General features: G+C 37.5%; 15 protein-coding genes and 1 pseudogene. 7 read left to right on the top strand and 9 right to left on the bottom strand.

Annotated features, from left to right (window positions below):
* The first annotated feature begins 4 nt into the window (after positions 1-4).
* The 3 genes from cpdA (at position 5) to gluQRS (ending at position 2,497) form a co-directional block, all read left to right on the top strand.
* Positions 5-820, top strand: a complete 816-nt coding sequence (cpdA, locus tag EXE10_RS00955) for a 3',5'-cyclic-AMP phosphodiesterase (protein ID WP_130112050.1) — start codon at positions 5-7, stop codon at positions 818-820.
* 208 nt (positions 821-1,028) lie between these two features.
* Positions 1,029-1,556: an RNA polymerase-binding protein DksA gene (gene dksA, locus EXE10_RS00950; RefSeq protein ID WP_068975004.1), complete on the top strand. Its 528-nt coding sequence runs from the start codon at positions 1,029-1,031 to the stop codon at positions 1,554-1,556.
* Positions 1,557-1,558: 2 nt separating this feature from the next.
* On the top strand, positions 1,559-2,497 hold the full coding sequence (gluQRS, locus tag EXE10_RS00945; RefSeq protein ID WP_130112049.1) for a tRNA glutamyl-Q(34) synthetase GluQRS: 939 nt from the start codon (positions 1,559-1,561) through the stop codon (positions 2,495-2,497).
* 68 nt (positions 2,498-2,565) lie between these two features.
* Here the strand turns inward: gluQRS and ftsW are convergent, their stop codons facing one another.
* The 9 genes from ftsW to glnK form a co-directional block, all read right to left on the bottom strand.
* On the bottom strand, positions 2,566-3,762 hold the full coding sequence (ftsW, locus tag EXE10_RS00940; RefSeq protein ID WP_068975003.1) for a putative lipid II flippase FtsW: 1,197 nt from the start codon (positions 3,760-3,762) through the stop codon (positions 2,566-2,568).
* Positions 3,763-3,773: 11 nt separating this feature from the next.
* A complete protein-coding gene (gene murD, locus EXE10_RS00935) occupies positions 3,774-5,132 on the bottom strand; it encodes a UDP-N-acetylmuramoyl-L-alanine--D-glutamate ligase (RefSeq protein ID WP_130112048.1) in 1,359 nt (452 codons plus the stop codon).
* Between the two features lie 158 nt (positions 5,133-5,290).
* Positions 5,291-5,836: a VTT domain-containing protein gene (locus tag EXE10_RS00930; RefSeq protein ID WP_130112047.1), complete on the bottom strand. Its 546-nt coding sequence runs from the start codon at positions 5,834-5,836 to the stop codon at positions 5,291-5,293.
* A gap of 119 nt (positions 5,837-5,955) precedes the next feature.
* The gene (locus tag EXE10_RS00925) at positions 5,956-6,615 is read right to left on the bottom strand and encodes a riboflavin synthase (protein ID WP_130112046.1); all 660 of its coding nucleotides are present in this window, start codon (positions 6,613-6,615) and stop codon (positions 5,956-5,958) included.
* Positions 6,616-6,707: 92 nt separating this feature from the next.
* Positions 6,708-8,012 carry a DNA adenine methylase gene (locus EXE10_RS00920; RefSeq protein WP_130112045.1) on the bottom strand — a complete coding sequence of 435 codons (1,305 nt, stop codon included), beginning with the start codon at positions 8,010-8,012 and terminating at the stop codon, positions 6,708-6,710.
* Complete coding sequence (ribD, locus tag EXE10_RS00915) at positions 8,009-9,136, bottom strand: bifunctional diaminohydroxyphosphoribosylaminopyrimidine deaminase/5-amino-6-(5-phosphoribosylamino)uracil reductase RibD (RefSeq protein WP_130112044.1); 1,128 nt, start codon at positions 9,134-9,136, stop codon at positions 8,009-8,011. Before ribD ends, EXE10_RS00920 begins: the two co-directional genes overlap by 4 nt.
* Positions 9,137-9,198: 62 nt before the next feature.
* Positions 9,199-9,663, bottom strand: a complete 465-nt coding sequence (gene nrdR, locus EXE10_RS00910; protein ID WP_068974998.1) for a transcriptional regulator NrdR — start codon at positions 9,661-9,663, stop codon at positions 9,199-9,201.
* Positions 9,664-9,822: 159 nt separating this feature from the next.
* Positions 9,823-11,217 (bottom strand): ammonium transporter, encoded by a 1,395-nt coding sequence (locus tag EXE10_RS00905; protein ID WP_130112043.1) that lies wholly within the window; start codon positions 11,215-11,217, stop codon positions 9,823-9,825.
* 66 nt (positions 11,218-11,283) lie between these two features.
* On the bottom strand, positions 11,284-11,622 hold the full coding sequence (glnK, locus tag EXE10_RS00900; RefSeq protein ID WP_004725283.1) for a P-II family nitrogen regulator: 339 nt from the start codon (positions 11,620-11,622) through the stop codon (positions 11,284-11,286).
* Positions 11,623-11,910: 288 nt separating this feature from the next.
* On the opposite strand from glnK, the gene EXE10_RS00895 reads away from it, so the two are divergent.
* The 4 genes and pseudogenes from EXE10_RS00895 to EXE10_RS00880 form a co-directional block, all read left to right on the top strand.
* Positions 11,911-12,138: an accessory factor UbiK family protein gene (locus tag EXE10_RS00895; protein ID WP_068974996.1), complete on the top strand. Its 228-nt coding sequence runs from the start codon at positions 11,911-11,913 to the stop codon at positions 12,136-12,138.
* Between the two features lie 72 nt (positions 12,139-12,210).
* A pseudogene (locus EXE10_RS00890) lies at positions 12,211-12,648 on the top strand (magnesium chelatase domain-containing protein); the annotation flags it as partial.
* Between the two features lie 58 nt (positions 12,649-12,706).
* Positions 12,707-14,554 carry a hypothetical protein gene (locus EXE10_RS00885; RefSeq protein WP_130112041.1) on the top strand — a complete coding sequence of 616 codons (1,848 nt, stop codon included), beginning with the start codon at positions 12,707-12,709 and terminating at the stop codon, positions 14,552-14,554.
* Between the two features lie 316 nt (positions 14,555-14,870).
* The coding region (locus EXE10_RS00880; RefSeq protein WP_130112040.1) for an NACHT domain-containing protein at positions 14,871-17,341 on the top strand (2,471 nt) is incomplete at its 3' end.

The following is a 17,341-nucleotide window of genomic DNA, read 5'->3' as shown; positions in this document are numbered from 1 at the left end:
AGACATGAACGCAGAGAAATTACAACTGACCGAATTTCATAAAGATAGAGTGATTATCCAAATTACGGATACACACCTCATGGATCGACCTGAAGCTGAATTTGTCGGGATTAATCCTGAGGAAAACTTTCATGCTGTTATGGACGATATCAAACAACAATATCCTCATATTGATGCGATTGTACATACAGGCGATCTTGCGCAGGCAGCTTTTCCTGAAACCTATGACCGTTACATCAATTATATGAAAGCATTTGGTGTCGATTTTTATCATATTCCGGGCAATCACGATAACTTGCGTTTTTTCCCTTTTCATACACCAGAACCTAGCCCTGCCGTAGTCAGTATTGGACAATGGCGCATCATTTTACTCAATAGTGCGGTGAGTGGGCAGACGGATGGCCGTATTCAAAATGAGCAATTGCTTGAATTGAAAAAAATCTTAGCACAATTACAAGATTGTTTTGTCATCATCGCTTGCCATCACAATCCTTTTGAAATGAGGTCAAAATGGTTAGATCAGCATAAATTAAAAAATGCCGATGAACTCAAAGCCGTGCTTGAACCATTTCAAAATATCAAGGCATTGATTCATGGTCATGTCCATCAAGAATCCTTGAATGAGTGGAATTGGATTCCCTTTATTTCAACACCTGCAACATGTGTGCAATTTAAGCCTTTGAGCCAAGAATTTGCATTTGACCAAATTGCTCCTGGTTACCGTTGCTTACATTTAAAAGCTTCTGGTGAATTTGAGACAGTTGTGCACCGTTTAAAAAATTTTAAAGTTACAATTAATGAAGAAATTTCAGGTTACTAGCTTTTCATTTTGTTTTTTTTCCATTAAGTTATTCGTCCGATAAGATATGCAGAAAGTCGAATTAGGGGCTAGGTGACTTTCATCTTTGTAAAAAAATCTATATGATGACGCCCCCAATAGATCCGTTCTATTGGTAGTGATAAAAAAACTTGCATATCACCATATTTTTTGCGTATAGATAGTACGTATATGATGAGGAATGCCCTTTATGGCGAATGACAACCAAAATCAAGTATTGGACGAACAAGTTGATCTTGTAGATGACAAGTCTGCAAAACGTACGCGTAAAACCAAGCCAAAGACAACTGAAGGTGGATCTACAGCAAGTCTATTTGGCATCGAGCCTTATCAGCCTAAGAAAAATGAAGAATACATGTCTGAGGGGCAACTCGAGCATTTCCGCAAAATTTTATTGGCGTGGAAAGCAGAATTGATGTCTGAAGTAGATCGTACTTTAAACACCATGCAAGACGAATCTTCATCTTTGCCTGATGTAAATGACCGCGCGACACAAGAAGAAGAATTTGCAATCGAACTGCGCACCCGTGACCGTGAACGTAAACTCATTCGTAAAATTGAGCAATCAATTGAAACGATTAAAAATGATGATTACGGTTTCTGTGAAACGTGTGGTATCGAAATCGGTTTACGCCGCTTAGAAGCGCGTCCAACTGCAACTTTATGTATCGACTGTAAAACACTTGCAGAGATCAAAGAGAAGCAAAATAACGGTTAATTGTGACTGTTAATGATATCTCAGCCAAGCACAGCTTGGCTCTTGCGCAGCGGCAAAGCGATGCTTTGCTTAATCGCTGCTCATATAAGGGACGGTTCGCGCCATCGCCAACCGGCCCTTTGCATTTTGGATCACTGATCACTGCGGTTGCCAGTTATTGCGATGCCAAAGCACACAACGGTCAATGGATCGTTCGTATCGAAGACACCGATATTCCTCGAATCTATCCCAATAGTGAACAACACATTCTGCAATGCTTAGAAGCATTTGAATTTGAATCTGATGTTGAAATCATTTATCAACGTCAACGCTTAGACATCTACGAATCAGTTATCGAACAACTCCAACACAAAAATTTAGTCTATGCATGTGAATGCACCCGAAAAATGCTCGGTTCAAATCATATTTATGCAGGGACTTGTCGAGAGAAACATTTAGATTTTCAAGACCAAGCTATTCGTGTCAAAGTCGATGATCAATTGATTTGTTTTGAAGATCACTTACAAGGGCAACATTGTTCTAATCTTCAACATGACTTAGGTGATTTCGTTTTAAAACGACGTGATGGCATTATCAACTATCAACTGGCTGTAGTGGTCGATGATTACCTGCAAGGCATGACCCATGTGGTACGTGGTGCAGATTTACTAGATAATACTGAACGACAAATATGGCTTGGACAATGTCTTGGTTATCCTCCACTGGAATATATGCATTTACCACTCGCCATGAATGACCAAGGGCAAAAACTATCAAAACAGAACCTTGCTCAAGCCATTGATCCTCAACATGCCCCAGAATTGCTTTTACAAGCGATTACAGCACTTGGGCAAGCACCTGTTGATCTTGATCAGCCAAATCAAATGCTTGCTCAAGCAATCGCACAATGGGATATTTCACGTATTCCAAAAGGGACTGAGATTCCTGCAATTTATAAATAAATTTTCCCATTAAAAAAAACATTTGCGAACAAATGGCTTTTACATTTTCTACGTCTAATCAATAAAAATTAGAAACTAGACTCTTCTCTTGATGGATTGGCAACTTTGGTCGATGCATCAATTTTTAAAATTAAACTAATCATCACTGCACACATAATCAAAGATGAACCACCATAACTAATAAATGGTAAAGTCAAACCTTTGGTTGGGAGCATCCCCATATTCATTCCTGCATTCACCAAAATTTGTAGCAAGAAAATGATACTGATGCCATAAGCCAAATAGCCTGCACGTAAATATTGATGATTCAACGCACGCTGACCAATTTTAATACAGCTAATCACCATCGCAAAAGACAACACTAAAACGGTGCTAATCCCGAAAAAGCCAAACTCCTCACCAAGAATTGCCAACATGAAGTCGGTATGCGCCTCTGGAAGATAAGACATTTTCTGAATACTATGCCCGAGTCCAACTCCAAACCATTCACCACGCCCAAATGCCATCAATGCATTGGACAACTGATAGCCTGACCCTAGAGGATCTGCCCATGGGTTTGAGAATGACATCAAACGCTCATAGCGATAAGGTTCAAATACAATTAAGAAGACAAATGCAATCAGAATCGCCCCAAAAGCAAAACCGAATTGAATCATCGGTGCGCCAGCCAAGAAGAATACACCCAGCATGGAAACTGCAATCACCACAGTAGCCCCTAAATCGGGTTCAGCAATAATTAGCCCCACCGTCAATAGCATCACCACACCCAGTCGAATCAAACCTTTAACATTGTTTCGAACCTCTTCAGCACGGCGTACAACATAATCCGCAGTAAAAATCGTCATCATCACTTTGGCGACTTCGGTTGCCTGTAGTGTAAAACCACCAACCCGTATCCAACGGGTAGAACCATTAACTTCGGTTCCCACCAGCAACACTGCAAGCAATAATCCTATCGTGATTAACCACAAAGGGAATGTATTATTGAACCAAATATTTAAAGATACCCGATAAGTAATCACTGCTGCGACCAGTGCGACGACGATTGAAATTGCATGACGAATCACGTAATGGAATTCATTTTCATGCATTCTTTCTGCATAAGGCATAGAGGCCGAAGCCACCATCACCGTACCAATACATAACAGCGAAATCACACAGAAAATAAGTACATTCCGTGGGGTAATTTCCGCTGGCACTTTAGGCAGCCAGCGGTCATAAACTTGATTAATTTTACTTATAGTCGTCTGAGCTAACCCAGCCATACTTACATTCCTTATGATTCTTTTTGCTCTAAAGCATTTACATATTCAACAAAGCGATGACCACGCTGAGGATAACCTGTAAACATATCAAAACTTGCACATGCGGGTGATAATAACACTACATCTTGTGCATGCGTATTTTGTCGACAAAGTTCAACTGCTTCTTGCAATGATTCTGCATGAATTAATGTCGTTGTTCCTTCGATTGCCTTTTCAATAATAGGACGATCTTCACCAATTAAAATGGCAACTTTGGCATATTTTTGTAGTGAATCACGCAAAGCCGTAAAATCTTGCCCTTTACCTTGACCACCGAGAATAATAGCAACTTTGCCACCTTGTGCTTCAATCGCAGCACCAAGACCATCAATCGCAGCTAAAGTTGCCCCAATATTCGTCCCTTTGGAATCGTTATAATAACGTACACCATCTACTTCTTTGACAAACTCACAACGGTGCTCTAAACCTTTAAAGGTTTTTAATGTTTCAAGCATTTTATCTAAAGATAAACCAATCGCCTCGCCCAATGCTAAACACGCTAAGGCATTGGCAACATTATGTGTGCCTTGAATATACATCTCTGAGCTTTTCAGTAAACGCTCACGACCACGCGCTAACCAAATCGTACCATCATCATCTTTTAAAACCCCAAATTGATTGAGATCAGGTGCATTTAAGCCAAAGCTTTGCATCGGTGTAACATCAGGTACAAGTGGACGTGTCAGTGAATCATCACGGTTAAACACCACTTTTTTAACACCTTGGAAAATACGGTGTTTTGCAGTGTGATAACCAAACATATCACCATGACGGTCTAAATGGTCTTCACTCATATTTAAAACCACAGCCACTTCTGCATTGAGATTCGATGTGGTTTCAAGTTGGAAGCTTGAAAGTTCTAAAATATAAACATCAGGATGATCATGAGTTAAATCTAAAGCAGGACGACCTAAATTCCCACCGACAGCAACATTCACACCTGCTTCTTGTGCCATTAGACCGATTAAGGTCGTCACAGTACTTTTCGCATTTGAGCCTGTAATTGCCACAATCGGTTTATCTGTTGCACGGCGTAAAACCTGAATTTCACTAATAACAGGAATGCCTTTGGCAATCGCAGCTTGAATTTCAGGAAGTTTTGGATCTAGCCCAGGGCTGATGATAATTTCTTCAGCTTGTAATAATAATTCTTGGTCAAAATGTCCGAAACTGGTTTGCACATCAGCAGGGATTTTGTCATGCCCTGGCGGAACATCACGAGAGTCAGTGGCTGCAACACGGTAGCCTTTTTCATGTAGAAAATTTACAGCTGAAACACCCGAAATTCCAAGTCCAGCCACAACTTTTAAACCACCACGTTGTATTAACATTTTTGCCCACCAGCATTCAGATTTTAAAACTTGCAAAATGTTAGCACTTTGGCGATTTGAAAGCTTTTTCTGTTTTCACTTTCTGGCTATTTTTTTGTGTCAGTGCGTAAAAAAACTGTCATAAAAATATGATGTCGCTCAAACGAGCTTTCAAAGACTTAAATCGAATTGAGAAAGAGTGAAAATAAATTCCCAGCACCAAAACCAACACCGAGTAATAAAGCAATCCAAATCCACCCACCCAGGACGTTATACAGCATAAATACAGGCATTTTCATATGCCCTGCACCTGCTGCAAAAGGTGCAAAAGAACGAACAAAGGGAACAAAACGTGCGACTAGAATGGTTTTACCACCATGCTTTTTAAAATAATGATTGGTCTTTTGAATATATTCAGGTTTAAACCAACGTGAATGTGCATGGAAAAATTTAAAACCTAAAACACGACCCGTATAATAATTCACCATATAGCCAAGAATGGAAGCAATGATCAGTAACACGCCCATATAATGCAAATGCACATCATCAGCAGTCGAACACAACGCACCGATGGCGATCAGCAAACTATCCCCAGGTAGAAAAAACATAAATACTGAGCCTGTTTCTGCAAAAATAATCAGAAACAAAATGGCATAAATCCACAGCCCATAATTTTCTAAAATCGTAGGAAGTAATTGTTCTAAGTGAAGTAGAAAATCAATCAAACCCAATGCTCATTGTGAATATCGAGCCTATATTAGCTTAAAATTCGCCAATAAATATTAAAAAAGCCTAAATAAATTAGGCTTTTTCTACACAGAATACTCAGAATGAAATGAATTTATTATTTTAAAAAGCCATGCTCAGCCAAAAATTCCATGCTTAATTTTGACTCTGCTTTGGGTTCAGCTGCCTTATCACCCAGTAATAAACGCTCAATATAACGGGCTAATACATCAACTTCTAAGTTCACCTTCGTACCAACTTTCCATGTGCCGATATTAGTACGTTCAACGGTATGTGGAATTAAATTTAAGCTCAACACATTACCATTTAAATGGTTAATGGTCAGGCTAATCCCATCTACAGTAATTGAACCTTTTTCCGCTAAGTATTTGGCAATTTCAGCAGGTGCGGTGACTTCAAAATAAAGCGAACGTGCATCTGAGCGAACCACAGTAATTTCACCCACTACATCGACATGACCACTGACGATATGCCCACCAAAACGCGTGGTCGGCAACATGGCTTTTTCAACATTGACAGACTGACCCACTTTCCAACTCGCTAAAGTTGAGCGATTCAGGCTTTCACGCGATACATCTGCCGCATACCAGTTTTCACCCCAGTCGATCACCGTCAGGCAAATTCCGTTGGTTGCGATCGAATCACCCAAATGCACATCAGACATATCAAGATCAGTTTGAATACGCAGACGAACATCACCGCCTACACTTTGCAAGCTTTCAACTTTACCTAAACTTTCAACAATGCCCGTGAACATAATTTTATCCTGCCCTCAATCATTGAGGAATTTTAGCCAATGTTTCTATTTTACTGTGTCTGATGAATCTGCCCGATTAGACAGAAGAAATATTACCACAATGCCAACTGCGTACTCACACCAGACGTATCTACACCACCCAATTCAGCAAAATGATAAAGCTGACCAAGTAACTGTCGCAATGGTGGTCCAGACTTAGCATGAGTATCCGTAATCACAATAAACTCAAGTACACGTGCTCGCTCAGATTGACGCTGTTTACTCACTCGATAACGTGGCACATCTTGAGTCAATAAAGTGACCTTGCCACGTTTTAAATTGGCCGCCAACAAATCTTTGGCTTCAATATTTCCATCAGTTGAATAACTAGTGAGAATATAACGTGCATTGATGGTTTCCAATAAACTCTCATAAGCCTCTTGCGCATGCTTAGATGAGTTATATGGACTTGGGCGCTCTTTACGCCATGCACGGTCAATTCCGCTCTTAAAGCCTTTGGTATCAGGTGTTGGTAAATCGACTTGATCCCATAAAGTTAGAGAATTGAGCACATGGTAATTACTGCTATAGGCATGTTGGTTATATGGTGGATCGAGATATGCAACATCGACTTCAAAACCACTCATTTGATTCGTCAAATGCTGTGCATCTACACACCACATTTCCGCCATCGGTGTTTTTTGTTTGGTATCACCGACTTCGCTAAAACGACTTGGGGTTAACCACAACAAAGATTCAATCCGTTCTAAAGCAGTTTGGGTCTTGCCACCCCAGCCATGATGGAAACTTTTAAATACACCGCTGGTATTACTGACAAAACTGGCTGAATAGAGCAATGGCGCAAGTAAAGCACTCATTTCGACATCATCAATTGCGCCTTGAGCTTGCCATGTTGCAATCTGTTGGCGAATCGCATCAATCCGCATGCCATTACGACGTTTAAAGAATAAACGGTCACGTGCAGGATCGTAGATTTCATCATTACGCGGGCAAAGATTATGCGTCACCCAACCTTTAACTTCAGGTAAGCGGTTTAAATAATCAATCGCTTTTTGATAACCGCCTAATTCTTTAAATGCAGGCGCATCAGTACATGCAAGAATGGCATGATTCAATGCATGGCTATAGGGTTCCCAGTCATTGGCAATTACACGATAACCATTTTGACGCGCTAGACGTGATACCACGCCACTACCTGCAAAAAAGTCAGCGAAAATTGGCGCACGTTTCCCTTTCGGATTCAACGTCCCCGTAATTTCCAAGGCTTCCAGAATCAGATGCAACAAACGGCGCTTATTTCCTAAATAAGGAACAAGCTGATGAAAAAGGTATTCATCTGTCGTACGTGCAGCATGACGACGTTTGTGATAAACCGATGTAGGTGACTCTGAATTCATACTGACTCTTGTGACGGGATAAGTCTTAAGCGAATGTCATCACCAAACTGATGTACATCTGCAAGCTTAAAACGTAATTGTTGTGCCATGCTTTCAAATTGCGCATTGAACATAGCACGTGCCGATTGACCCAATAGGGTAGGTGCAACATAACTGATCAATTCATCGACCAGTTTTTCCTGCAAAAATGCAGTAGATAATGTCGCACCTGCTTCAACCAACACATCATAAATTTGAAAATCTTTTAAAGTTCGAAGCAAATCTTGTAACGACTGGACTTCTAATTGTACCACGCCTAATTCCGCCAGTTCCTGACGAAATGGTCCCATGACCATCACTGTATCAGGTTGCTTGAGAATTTGTGCTGTTAAAGGCAAACGTCCTTGACGATCTAAAATCACCCTTTTCGGCTGAACAATAGTGTCAAGATCAATTACTTTTCCATCAGCATCAAACAATGAACGGACATTGAGTAATGGATCATCTGCAAGAATAGTTTCAATTCCTGTAATGACTGCCCCTGAAATTGCACGCCAATGTTGCACATCTTGACGAGATTCAGCACCTGTAATCCATTTAGATTCACCAGAAGCCATTGCAGTACGACCATCTAAACTTGATGCAACTTTTAAGCGCACATAAGGCATATTACATGCCATCGCTTTTAAAAAGCCTTTATTTTGCACTTCTGCTTTGGCAGTACACACATCTGTAATAACGTGAATCCCTGCTTGGCGCAAAATTTCGATGCCTTTTCCTGCAACAAGCGGATTTGGATCTGCACATGCCACCACAACTTTAGCTATACCTGCTTCAACCAGACCTTTGGCACATGGCGGCGTACGCCCATAATGCGCACAAGGCTCTAAAGTCACATAAGCAGTCGCACCTTGAGCCAATTCACCTGCTTCACACATCGCAAACACTTCTGCATGTGAGCCACCGACAGGGGCTGTTGCACCACGTCCAACAATCACACCATCTTTAACAATGACACAACCGACAGCAGGATTAGGGCGAGTTCGATAAATTGCTTTCTCAGCCTCAGCAATGGCTTGACGCATCCAAACCTGATCCTCACTTAAGGCATCATTGTGTTTAGAATCTAGCGCATACTCAGACATATAATTCCTAATGAATATCGATCAACAATCGTAAAGGGCAATATTAACAATAATTTCCTACATCAATGATCTTTACCATGATCTTGCATTTGTTCGATCTGATCACGGAACGCATTGATATCTTGGAAATCTTGATACACCGAAGCAAAACGCACATAAGCCACATGATCCAATGCAAACAATGATTTCATGACAATCTCACCAATGGTACGTGAGCGAACATCACGCTCCCCTAAACGGCGAATTTGTAGTTGAATATCATTAATCACTGTTTCAATCTGCTCTTGCGTGACTGGTCTTTTCTGCAAAGCATGCATTAATGAACGACGTAATTTGGCTTCATCAAACGGTTCATTTTTACCATCAGACTTGGTCACACGAGGCATCACCACCTCATAACTTTCAAATGTGGTAAAACGCTCACCACAACTAATACATTCACGACGTCGACGAATCTGACTCCCTTCGGCAGCCAAACGCGAATCAATCACTTTACTATCTGCGGCGTTGCAAAATGGACAATGCATAGTGGTTTAATTGAGCAAAATTGATGAATTTACCTAGTGTAGCAAAAAAACTAGATTTTGTTGAGCATTTCGCAAGATATGGAAAAAAAACAGCCCTTATGGGCTGTTTCATACTATATATAGTTATTATTCTGATTTTAAATTTTCATATCCATTTGATTATTCGATGCGTTCGCCATGTTGACTCAAATCTAGCCCCATACGCTCATCATCTGATTCCACGCGGATGCCGATTACTACATCGATGATTTTAAGTAGGATGAAGGTCACTACAGCTGAGTAAGCAATCGTTGCCAAGACACCTTCTACTTGTACCCATAATTGGTGGGTCATGCTTGCAGGCGCTTTGTCTCCCATGATGAATGAGCTTGCAAATACCGCTGTTAAGATTGCACCGACGATACCACCGACACCATGTAAGCCGAAAGCATCTAAAGAATCATCTGCTTTAAGGATGCGTTTAAGACCTGAGATCCCCCAGAAACATACCACACCACCAATTAAGCCCATGATAAGTGCGCCACCGACAGTCACAAAACCTGCTGCTGGTGTGATCACCACTAAGCCTGCTACAGCACCTGATGCAGCACCGAGGACTGAACCTTTACCACGAACAATCTTTTCAACCACGAGCCATGCAATCGCTGCCGCAGCTGCTGCCACTTGTGTAGTCACCAATGCATAGGCTGCTGAACCATTTGCACCCAAAGCAGAACCACCGTTGAAACCAAACCAACCGACCCATACAAGGCTTGCACCCAATACAGTTAAAGTTAAGTTGTGTGGCGCCATAGATTCTTTGCCTAGCCCCATACGCTTACCCAGTAAGTATGCAGCGACAAGACCTGCTACACCTGAGTTAATATGAACCACAGTACCACCTGCAAAATCAAGCGCACCATCATTCATGAGCCAACCACCACCCCATACCCAGTGCGCGATTGGTGCATAAACCACAACCACCCAAATGGTAATGAAGGCAATCCAAGCACTAAACTTCATACGATCAGCCACAGAGCCACTGATGATGGCAACGGTAATAATCGCAAAAGTCATTTGGAAAATAACAAAGAGAATTTCAGGAATCGTGCCACTGAGTGCATCTGTGGTAATCCCTGAGAGCATGATTTTATCTAAACCACCGATAAAAGCATTACCAGAGCCAAATGCAAGTGAATAACCAATCACGACCCAAACAAGACTCACAATCGCCGCAGCTGTAAAACTGTGTGCCATTGTGGAAAGAACATTTTTCTTACGTACCATACCACCGTAGAACAAAGCCAAACCTGGAATGGTCATCAATAAAACCAGTGCTGTAGACACTAAAACCCAAGCCGTATCACCTGTATCAGCCTTAGCTTCTTCGGCAGGCGCAGGTGCAGCCTCTTCTACAGGAGCCACTGTTGCAGTTGGTTCAGTCGTAACAGCTGTAGCTTCGTGTGCTGTTGCTACAACTGAAGAAGCAGGTTCAGCTACGTTTTCTTCTGCCCACGCAACTGATCCGCCAAGAAGTGCGCCAGACAGGCTGAGCGCTAATAGCATTTTTTTCATTCGTATCCCCCAACCAAATTTTTGAGTTATGTATCGATATACATAACTAGCAACCTTCGTGCCAAGTTAAACAGCGTCTGGGCCTGTTTCACCTGTACGAATACGAATCACTTGTTCTAAATTCGTTACGAAAATTTTGCCATCACCGATTTTGCCAGTACTCGCAACACGAGTAATCGACTCAATCACTGAATCCACCATGTCATCACTGATTGCGATTTCAATTTTTACTTTAGGTAAAAAATCAACCACATACTCAGCACCACGATACAGTTCAGTGTGCCCTTTTTGACGACCAAAACCTTTCACTTCGGTTACGGTAATCCCTTGAACGCCTATATCAGAAAGTGCTTCACGCACGTCATCCAATTTAAACGGTTTTACAATTGCAGTTACGAGCTTCATATTGTTTTCCTTCGGCTTATTTCACCAGTAAGGTTTTATGTTCAATTTTCATGCCAATTTCATTAACGGTTGGGGTTGTTAAATCAATTCGCATGTAATGCCTTTATAACCTATTGTATATACTCAGGTGAAGTTGCCAGCTAAAAAAACTCACAATAATCATCAATTTTTAACTTTAATTGTTTATTTCTATCGGTATCCTTTGCCGATGATCAGCTAAATTAACTTGAGTAAAAATAAAGACAGGATGTTACACTAACCCAAGCAACTAAACCCTTTGGATTCCTCATGATTGAAACACTACTACAAGCAATTTTGGAACAAATCGACCAACCTAAGAAAGACATTGAACACAACTTACGTGCTTTATTAAATGAAGCCGTCGCAAAAATGGATATTGTGTCCAAAGATGAAATTGAGCGTCAAAAAACTGCACTAAATAATGCCAATCTTCGACTCACTGAACTTCAACAACAGGTTCAAGCTTTAGAAGAATTGATTAAGAATAAAAAATAATCCAAATTTGCACATTTTTAGTGCAAAAACCACAAATAATGATTAAAAATAAAGCAAAATGGAACAATAAGAATGTCTTTAGCCAAAATTTATACCCGAGGACTACTCGGGTTGCATGCGCCACTCATTGAAGTTGAAGTCCATGTTAGTGCTGGTCTTCCCTCATTAACCATTGTTGGACTGGCGGAAGCTGCTGTTCGAGAAAGTAAGGATCGTGTTCGATCTGCCATCATCAATAGCGGTTATCAGTTTCCAACCAAACGCCTGACGATCAACCTTGCACCCGCAGATCTGCCTAAAGATGGTTCACGCTTAGATCTACCTATTGCACTAGGAATATTGATTGCCACAGGTCAACTGCCTGAAGGGGTGACTGATGATTTTGAATTTATTGGTGAATTGGCACTTGATGGTCATTTAAGACCTGTCACAGGAACACTTACTATTGCCATGGCATGTCAAATGGCAAAACACCAACTGATGTTACCTGTAAAGAATAAAAATATTTGCGAATATACATAAATAAATGCGATTATTAGTTAATTATTGCGAATAACTAAATAATAATATGGCAAAAATCACATATGTGAAATTCAAAAAATTTCCACAAAATGAAAGCTTTTGGAGATTAGACTGGGTTTCAACCGTCGAAAGAAATGAAAATATTGATAGTGAGCCGAAAGTTCTAGTTCATTTTAGCGAACTAACTAGTTACGAAGGAAATGCCCTTCACTCAAAATCAAGAACAGGAAATACAGAAAAAATTTGGCTAGGAATAGGACAATTCCCACTATTTAGAATTGGCTCTATTTGGCACAAAGGTTATTGTCTAAATTATCCAGGCTATCAATCACCACGGTTTCCTTCACAATTACCATTAAAATCAATCAAAGTCACAATTGATACAAATACTGTTCGAAAAACAACTTTTTCTGGTCAAATTAATATAGATAATTTTGTTTACAAACCTATACCCAAAATCTATTTTGACATTGGTACTAACTTTAAAGAGTGCGCTAAAGGACAACTTATAATAATTAATAGCCTAACTTCAGATCAAACCTTGATTATTCCAACTTTCGAATTATTTAGGTTTTACTATTCATGTTCAACAAAAGTAACTAAAGCTGTATTCAAAAATGATTTTTCTCAATACATTGATAAGAATGATTCTTCACTAAAACCCTACGGAGAAGCTTTCTTAAACTTAAAGCACAAATGTGACTCTAATGATGCTTGGTTCTTTTCAAGATGGCTGTTTGACCCTAATTGCGCTAAACAAATAGAAAATTTCCATCGTAAATTAATTACTAATAACATTAATAATGCAGGGTCATTTTCACAAAAAAATTTATATGAAAACCACATAGACATCAGTTTTCCTTTTCTTGGCATCACTGAATTACAAGCCTATGCAAAGCCTATTCAGTTAACCAGTCTTTGCAACAAGCAAAAAAAATGGGTTCATCTAGTACTCGGAATAGAGTCTTGCTCTGCACCGTATCCATTTGATTTTCTTTCTATAGATAGAGATTTAGACCCAAGAAAGGGGGATAATTCAAACGACCCTTCCTTAATAAAAGTTCCGCCGCCCCACCAAAAAGAAGCAATTGTAGATGAAAAAAGTGATGATACAGCTAATGTAACAAATGAGGAGGAACCAAAATTTTCAATCCCACTAGAGTTCAATATCAATTACAAAGACAGATTCACAGCACTAAAAAGCAAATGGCTTCACGAAAAGCCAAAACAAACACAGAAATATAAAACTACAAGTCGTATTCCAGTTGAAAAAATTCCTTTTGAACAATTTGGAACAGGTGATGGAACGCATTCAAATGAAACAAATACAGGAGCACTTTCAATAAAAGAAAATGAAACAGGAGTAGAAATCGAAACCATTAATTCAGAAGAACTTGAAACAGATTTAATTACGTTTCTTAAAATGGTTAATTTAATCAGATTAAAAAGAAAACAATGGGACATTCAATCAGTTTCAGCATTTAATGGGCGCATAAAAAGAATAGATGAAAGCGATGATTTTCTGACTTTTTTTCCAAAAATATTACCACCTTGCTCAAGTTGGCATTTAATAACACAAGAGCCAATGACACCACGAACTATCGCTATCTTTGAAATTAAAACTCTAACCTGTTTTTTTTATTTGATAGAAATTGAAAGAAAATATGGTGGAGATCAAAAAACGGGACAAAGCACTTTAACAATATATAATGATACAAGAATAAAACTTGATGAGCTCGAATTATCAAAATTTTTAAAAGCTACAGCTATAAAAAACTCTTGGCCTTCAACAAGCATAATGCCTGAGCTACGACGTATAACAACAAGACATCATAAAAATAGAACTATCGAAAAATTTGCAGATATAATTATAAAAAAATTAGAATCCAGCTAATATTTAGGTATAAAATTATTTATAAGTTCCTAAAACCGACTAATTTACTCTTAATCTTTCCTAATGAATTCAACAAACATACAAAGCATCAATCTTTATATTATAAGGTAGTTGCATATTTCTTATGGCTAAATAAAGATCTTTCAAGTGCATCAGCAAGGATACAAGTTAATGCAAAATATTAATCCTTGAGTTACAATTACATACAAACCTTAACGCCAAACCATTGAAGATAAGTCATCACAAATTTTATCTTCAATTTTATGTCTAACTATTTATTAGAAGACTACCCTTATTTTTATAATGGATTTTATTAATGGAATACCAAAATTTAGTAGAAAAACTATTGCAAGAAGATGAGAATTTATGTTTAGAGTTTAAATCATTTTGGTATTGGAAGCTAGAAAAAGATAATTTAAAACAAAGAGGTTGGAATGAATTCTTAAAAGATTTCATTTCAATGTTTAACACATATGATTGTAAAGACTCTCCTAGATATTTTATTTTTGGATTTGATGAAAAAAGTAAAGAAAAAAATAATTTTTTCACGAACCAAGATGGTATGGATTTAACAGAATTATTAAATTTAGAAAATTTAAAATTAGAATTAATTAATCGACTAGAAAACACATGTAATTATTCAGCTAACTCCGATGACACAATAATCAATATCGAAGATTTTTTTGAATTTGAAACCATCACTATTGAAGGGAAAATATTATTATTATTAACATTACATCATGCTCCATTCTACATCACGCTAAAAAGAGATTTATCAGATGGCATGAAAGAAAATGTTATTCCAGTACGCTCTATTAAACAAAGTTCACCAAGAAATTCAATATTACCAAGTAATCAGATTAATAATTTGATAGAAATCGTTGAAAAAAATAGTAAAAATATTCAAAAACGAGAAAAAAGAAGTATTAGGAGAATTGTCCAAGCATTTCAAACTAAACACTTTCCATCTGCTACAGTTCAGTTAGTAAAAGAAGATAGAAATAAATCTGGTATATATTTTGAACTATTTGAAGTTCTTTCAGAATTTAACCCTGCTCAAGTTTTTATCTATATTACCTCTTTCACAAGCCAAGAAAAAACAGTCAACAGTATTCATTCCAACTATTTAGAAAACTTACAAGAAGCTTCAAATATTTTTATTTTAGTAGATAAAGAAAATAGGGTTGGAGGTACTATTGATCTAGATAGAATAGAAAAATTATTTAAAGACAAGTTTGAGAAGTGTAAAAAAATTATAAAAGTTGAATACTTAGAAAATTTTTCTATTAGTAGAATTTATAAAGAGGAGTTATTAGAAGAGATTTTTTCCATTGAAAAACCTTCATCTCATAATGTTTATATTTCGCCTGATATAAAAAAAACTAACGAAGAAAAAATAAAATCAGATTTATTTTTTGATGAGTGGATAAAAAATGATGAAAGTCCAATTCTAGTTATTAAAGGTCCTGGCGGTGTTGGTAAAACAACAGTTGCTAGACAATTCATCTACAAAATTCATAAGAATAATAGAACTTTAATATCGGATGAAAATGATACTAAATACTTATTCATTAACTCACATGGAATCATTAATGAATTAATGTCCTCAGGAAAAATAAATGATTTATATGACTTTTATCAGGTCTTAGCAGAAGTACATAATACTAAAAAAAGATTTAATAGGCATACATTTAGCCTTTCAGCAGATAATGGTAATTTAGTCATTGTCTTAGATGGTATTGATGAAGTTATTGCTAAAAAAGGCAGTGACTTTGATATAGTAAAACTAATGAATTCAATCACAACAGAATATTTAGGAAGTTTAGGAAAAACAAAAATTATTATTACCTGCCGAGATAGTTTTTGGAGTAATGACTTAGTTGAATTAAATAATATCAGTGAAATTGAAATATTACCTTTTAATAAAGATCTTACTGAACAATACTTTCAAAAAATATTTGCTGATGCTAGTAAGCAAAGAAAAGCCATAAATATGGCTCATGATTATGAAATTGGTGGTAGCTATGTCCCCTACATACTCGATATGATTAAAGAAATTATTTTTTCTGATGAGGAGGGTTTAGGTAAAGCCCGCTTTGATAGCAAATTATTAAAATCTTCTAGAAATAAACATGACTTTTTAATAGGAAAAGTTTGTGAACGAGAAGTCAAAAAATTGGATAATACTAATATTGATGAACAGTTAGAATTATTCATGGATATGGCACTTCGTTATTCTGGAACTTTAAATCAATTACAACTAAAAGAATTGCTATCAAAAAAATTCTCTCAAAAAAACTTAACTAAATTTAATGCACATCCCCTATTAAAGGAATTAGATGGTATCTTAAGCTTTAGATATGACTTTTTTGAAGAATATTTTAAAGAGTTATCCTTGTGTATATTTTTTGAGAAAAATGATGTTAAGCTGTCTAACCTCGATTCTTATTTAATTGATATTCTAAAAGATTACATCAACTATGATAATGATTTTGTAGAAGATTTAAAAGACAGAATTGATGATATAGAGAAATTTAAATTAGATTTACAAATTCTATTAGAGGAATTAATTAAATTAGATCGAAATACACATTCAGACATTATTAATACTAATAAAAAATCAATAATTTCTTCAATTTTCATCTTACTACTATTAAATAATGAATATAGTAAAGAAGCACGAACTGCGTTATTAAAGGAGATTTTCATGAAAGGACAATATATTGAAAATTTTTCTTTAATTAATTTACATAGCATCAATAAAAAAATAAATTTTGACTTCAAAGG

It is taken from the genome of Acinetobacter sp. WCHAc060033, from assembly GCF_004209125.1.
GTDB lineage: Bacteria > Pseudomonadota > Gammaproteobacteria > Pseudomonadales > Moraxellaceae > Acinetobacter > Acinetobacter wuhouensis.
Note: the sequence above shows the minus strand (reverse complement) of the source record. Positions and strands in the feature narration are given on the sequence as shown.

What these genes read in the sequence shown, in the direction of transcription:
- glnK (WP_004725283.1), bottom strand. Translation starts at nt 11,622, where the DNA reads ATGAAGCTCGTAACTGCAATTGTAAAACCGTTTAAATTGGATGACGTG.
- dksA (WP_068975004.1), top strand. Translation starts at nt 1,029, where the DNA reads ATGGCGAATGACAACCAAAATCAAGTATTGGACGAACAAGTTGATCTT.
- murD (WP_130112048.1), bottom strand. Translation starts at nt 5,132, where the DNA reads ATGTTAATACAACGTGGTGGTTTAAAAGTTGTGGCTGGACTTGGAATT.
- EXE10_RS00895 (WP_068974996.1), top strand. Translation starts at nt 11,911, where the DNA reads ATGATTGAAACACTACTACAAGCAATTTTGGAACAAATCGACCAACCT.
- EXE10_RS00885 (WP_130112041.1), top strand. Translation starts at nt 12,707, where the DNA reads ATGGCAAAAATCACATATGTGAAATTCAAAAAATTTCCACAAAATGAA.
- ftsW (WP_068975003.1), bottom strand. Translation starts at nt 3,762, where the DNA reads ATGGCTGGGTTAGCTCAGACGACTATAAGTAAAATTAATCAAGTTTAT.
- EXE10_RS00925 (WP_130112046.1), bottom strand. Translation starts at nt 6,615, where the DNA reads ATGTTCACGGGCATTGTTGAAAGTTTAGGTAAAGTTGAAAGCTTGCAA.
- cpdA (WP_130112050.1), top strand. Translation starts at nt 5, where the DNA reads ATGAACGCAGAGAAATTACAACTGACCGAATTTCATAAAGATAGAGTG.
- EXE10_RS00920 (WP_130112045.1), bottom strand. Translation starts at nt 8,012, where the DNA reads ATGAATTCAGAGTCACCTACATCGGTTTATCACAAACGTCGTCATGCT.
- ribD (WP_130112044.1), bottom strand. Translation starts at nt 9,136, where the DNA reads ATGTCTGAGTATGCGCTAGATTCTAAACACAATGATGCCTTAAGTGAG.
- EXE10_RS00905 (WP_130112043.1), bottom strand. Translation starts at nt 11,217, where the DNA reads ATGAAAAAAATGCTATTAGCGCTCAGCCTGTCTGGCGCACTTCTTGGC.
- nrdR (WP_068974998.1), bottom strand. Translation starts at nt 9,663, where the DNA reads ATGCATTGTCCATTTTGCAACGCCGCAGATAGTAAAGTGATTGATTCG.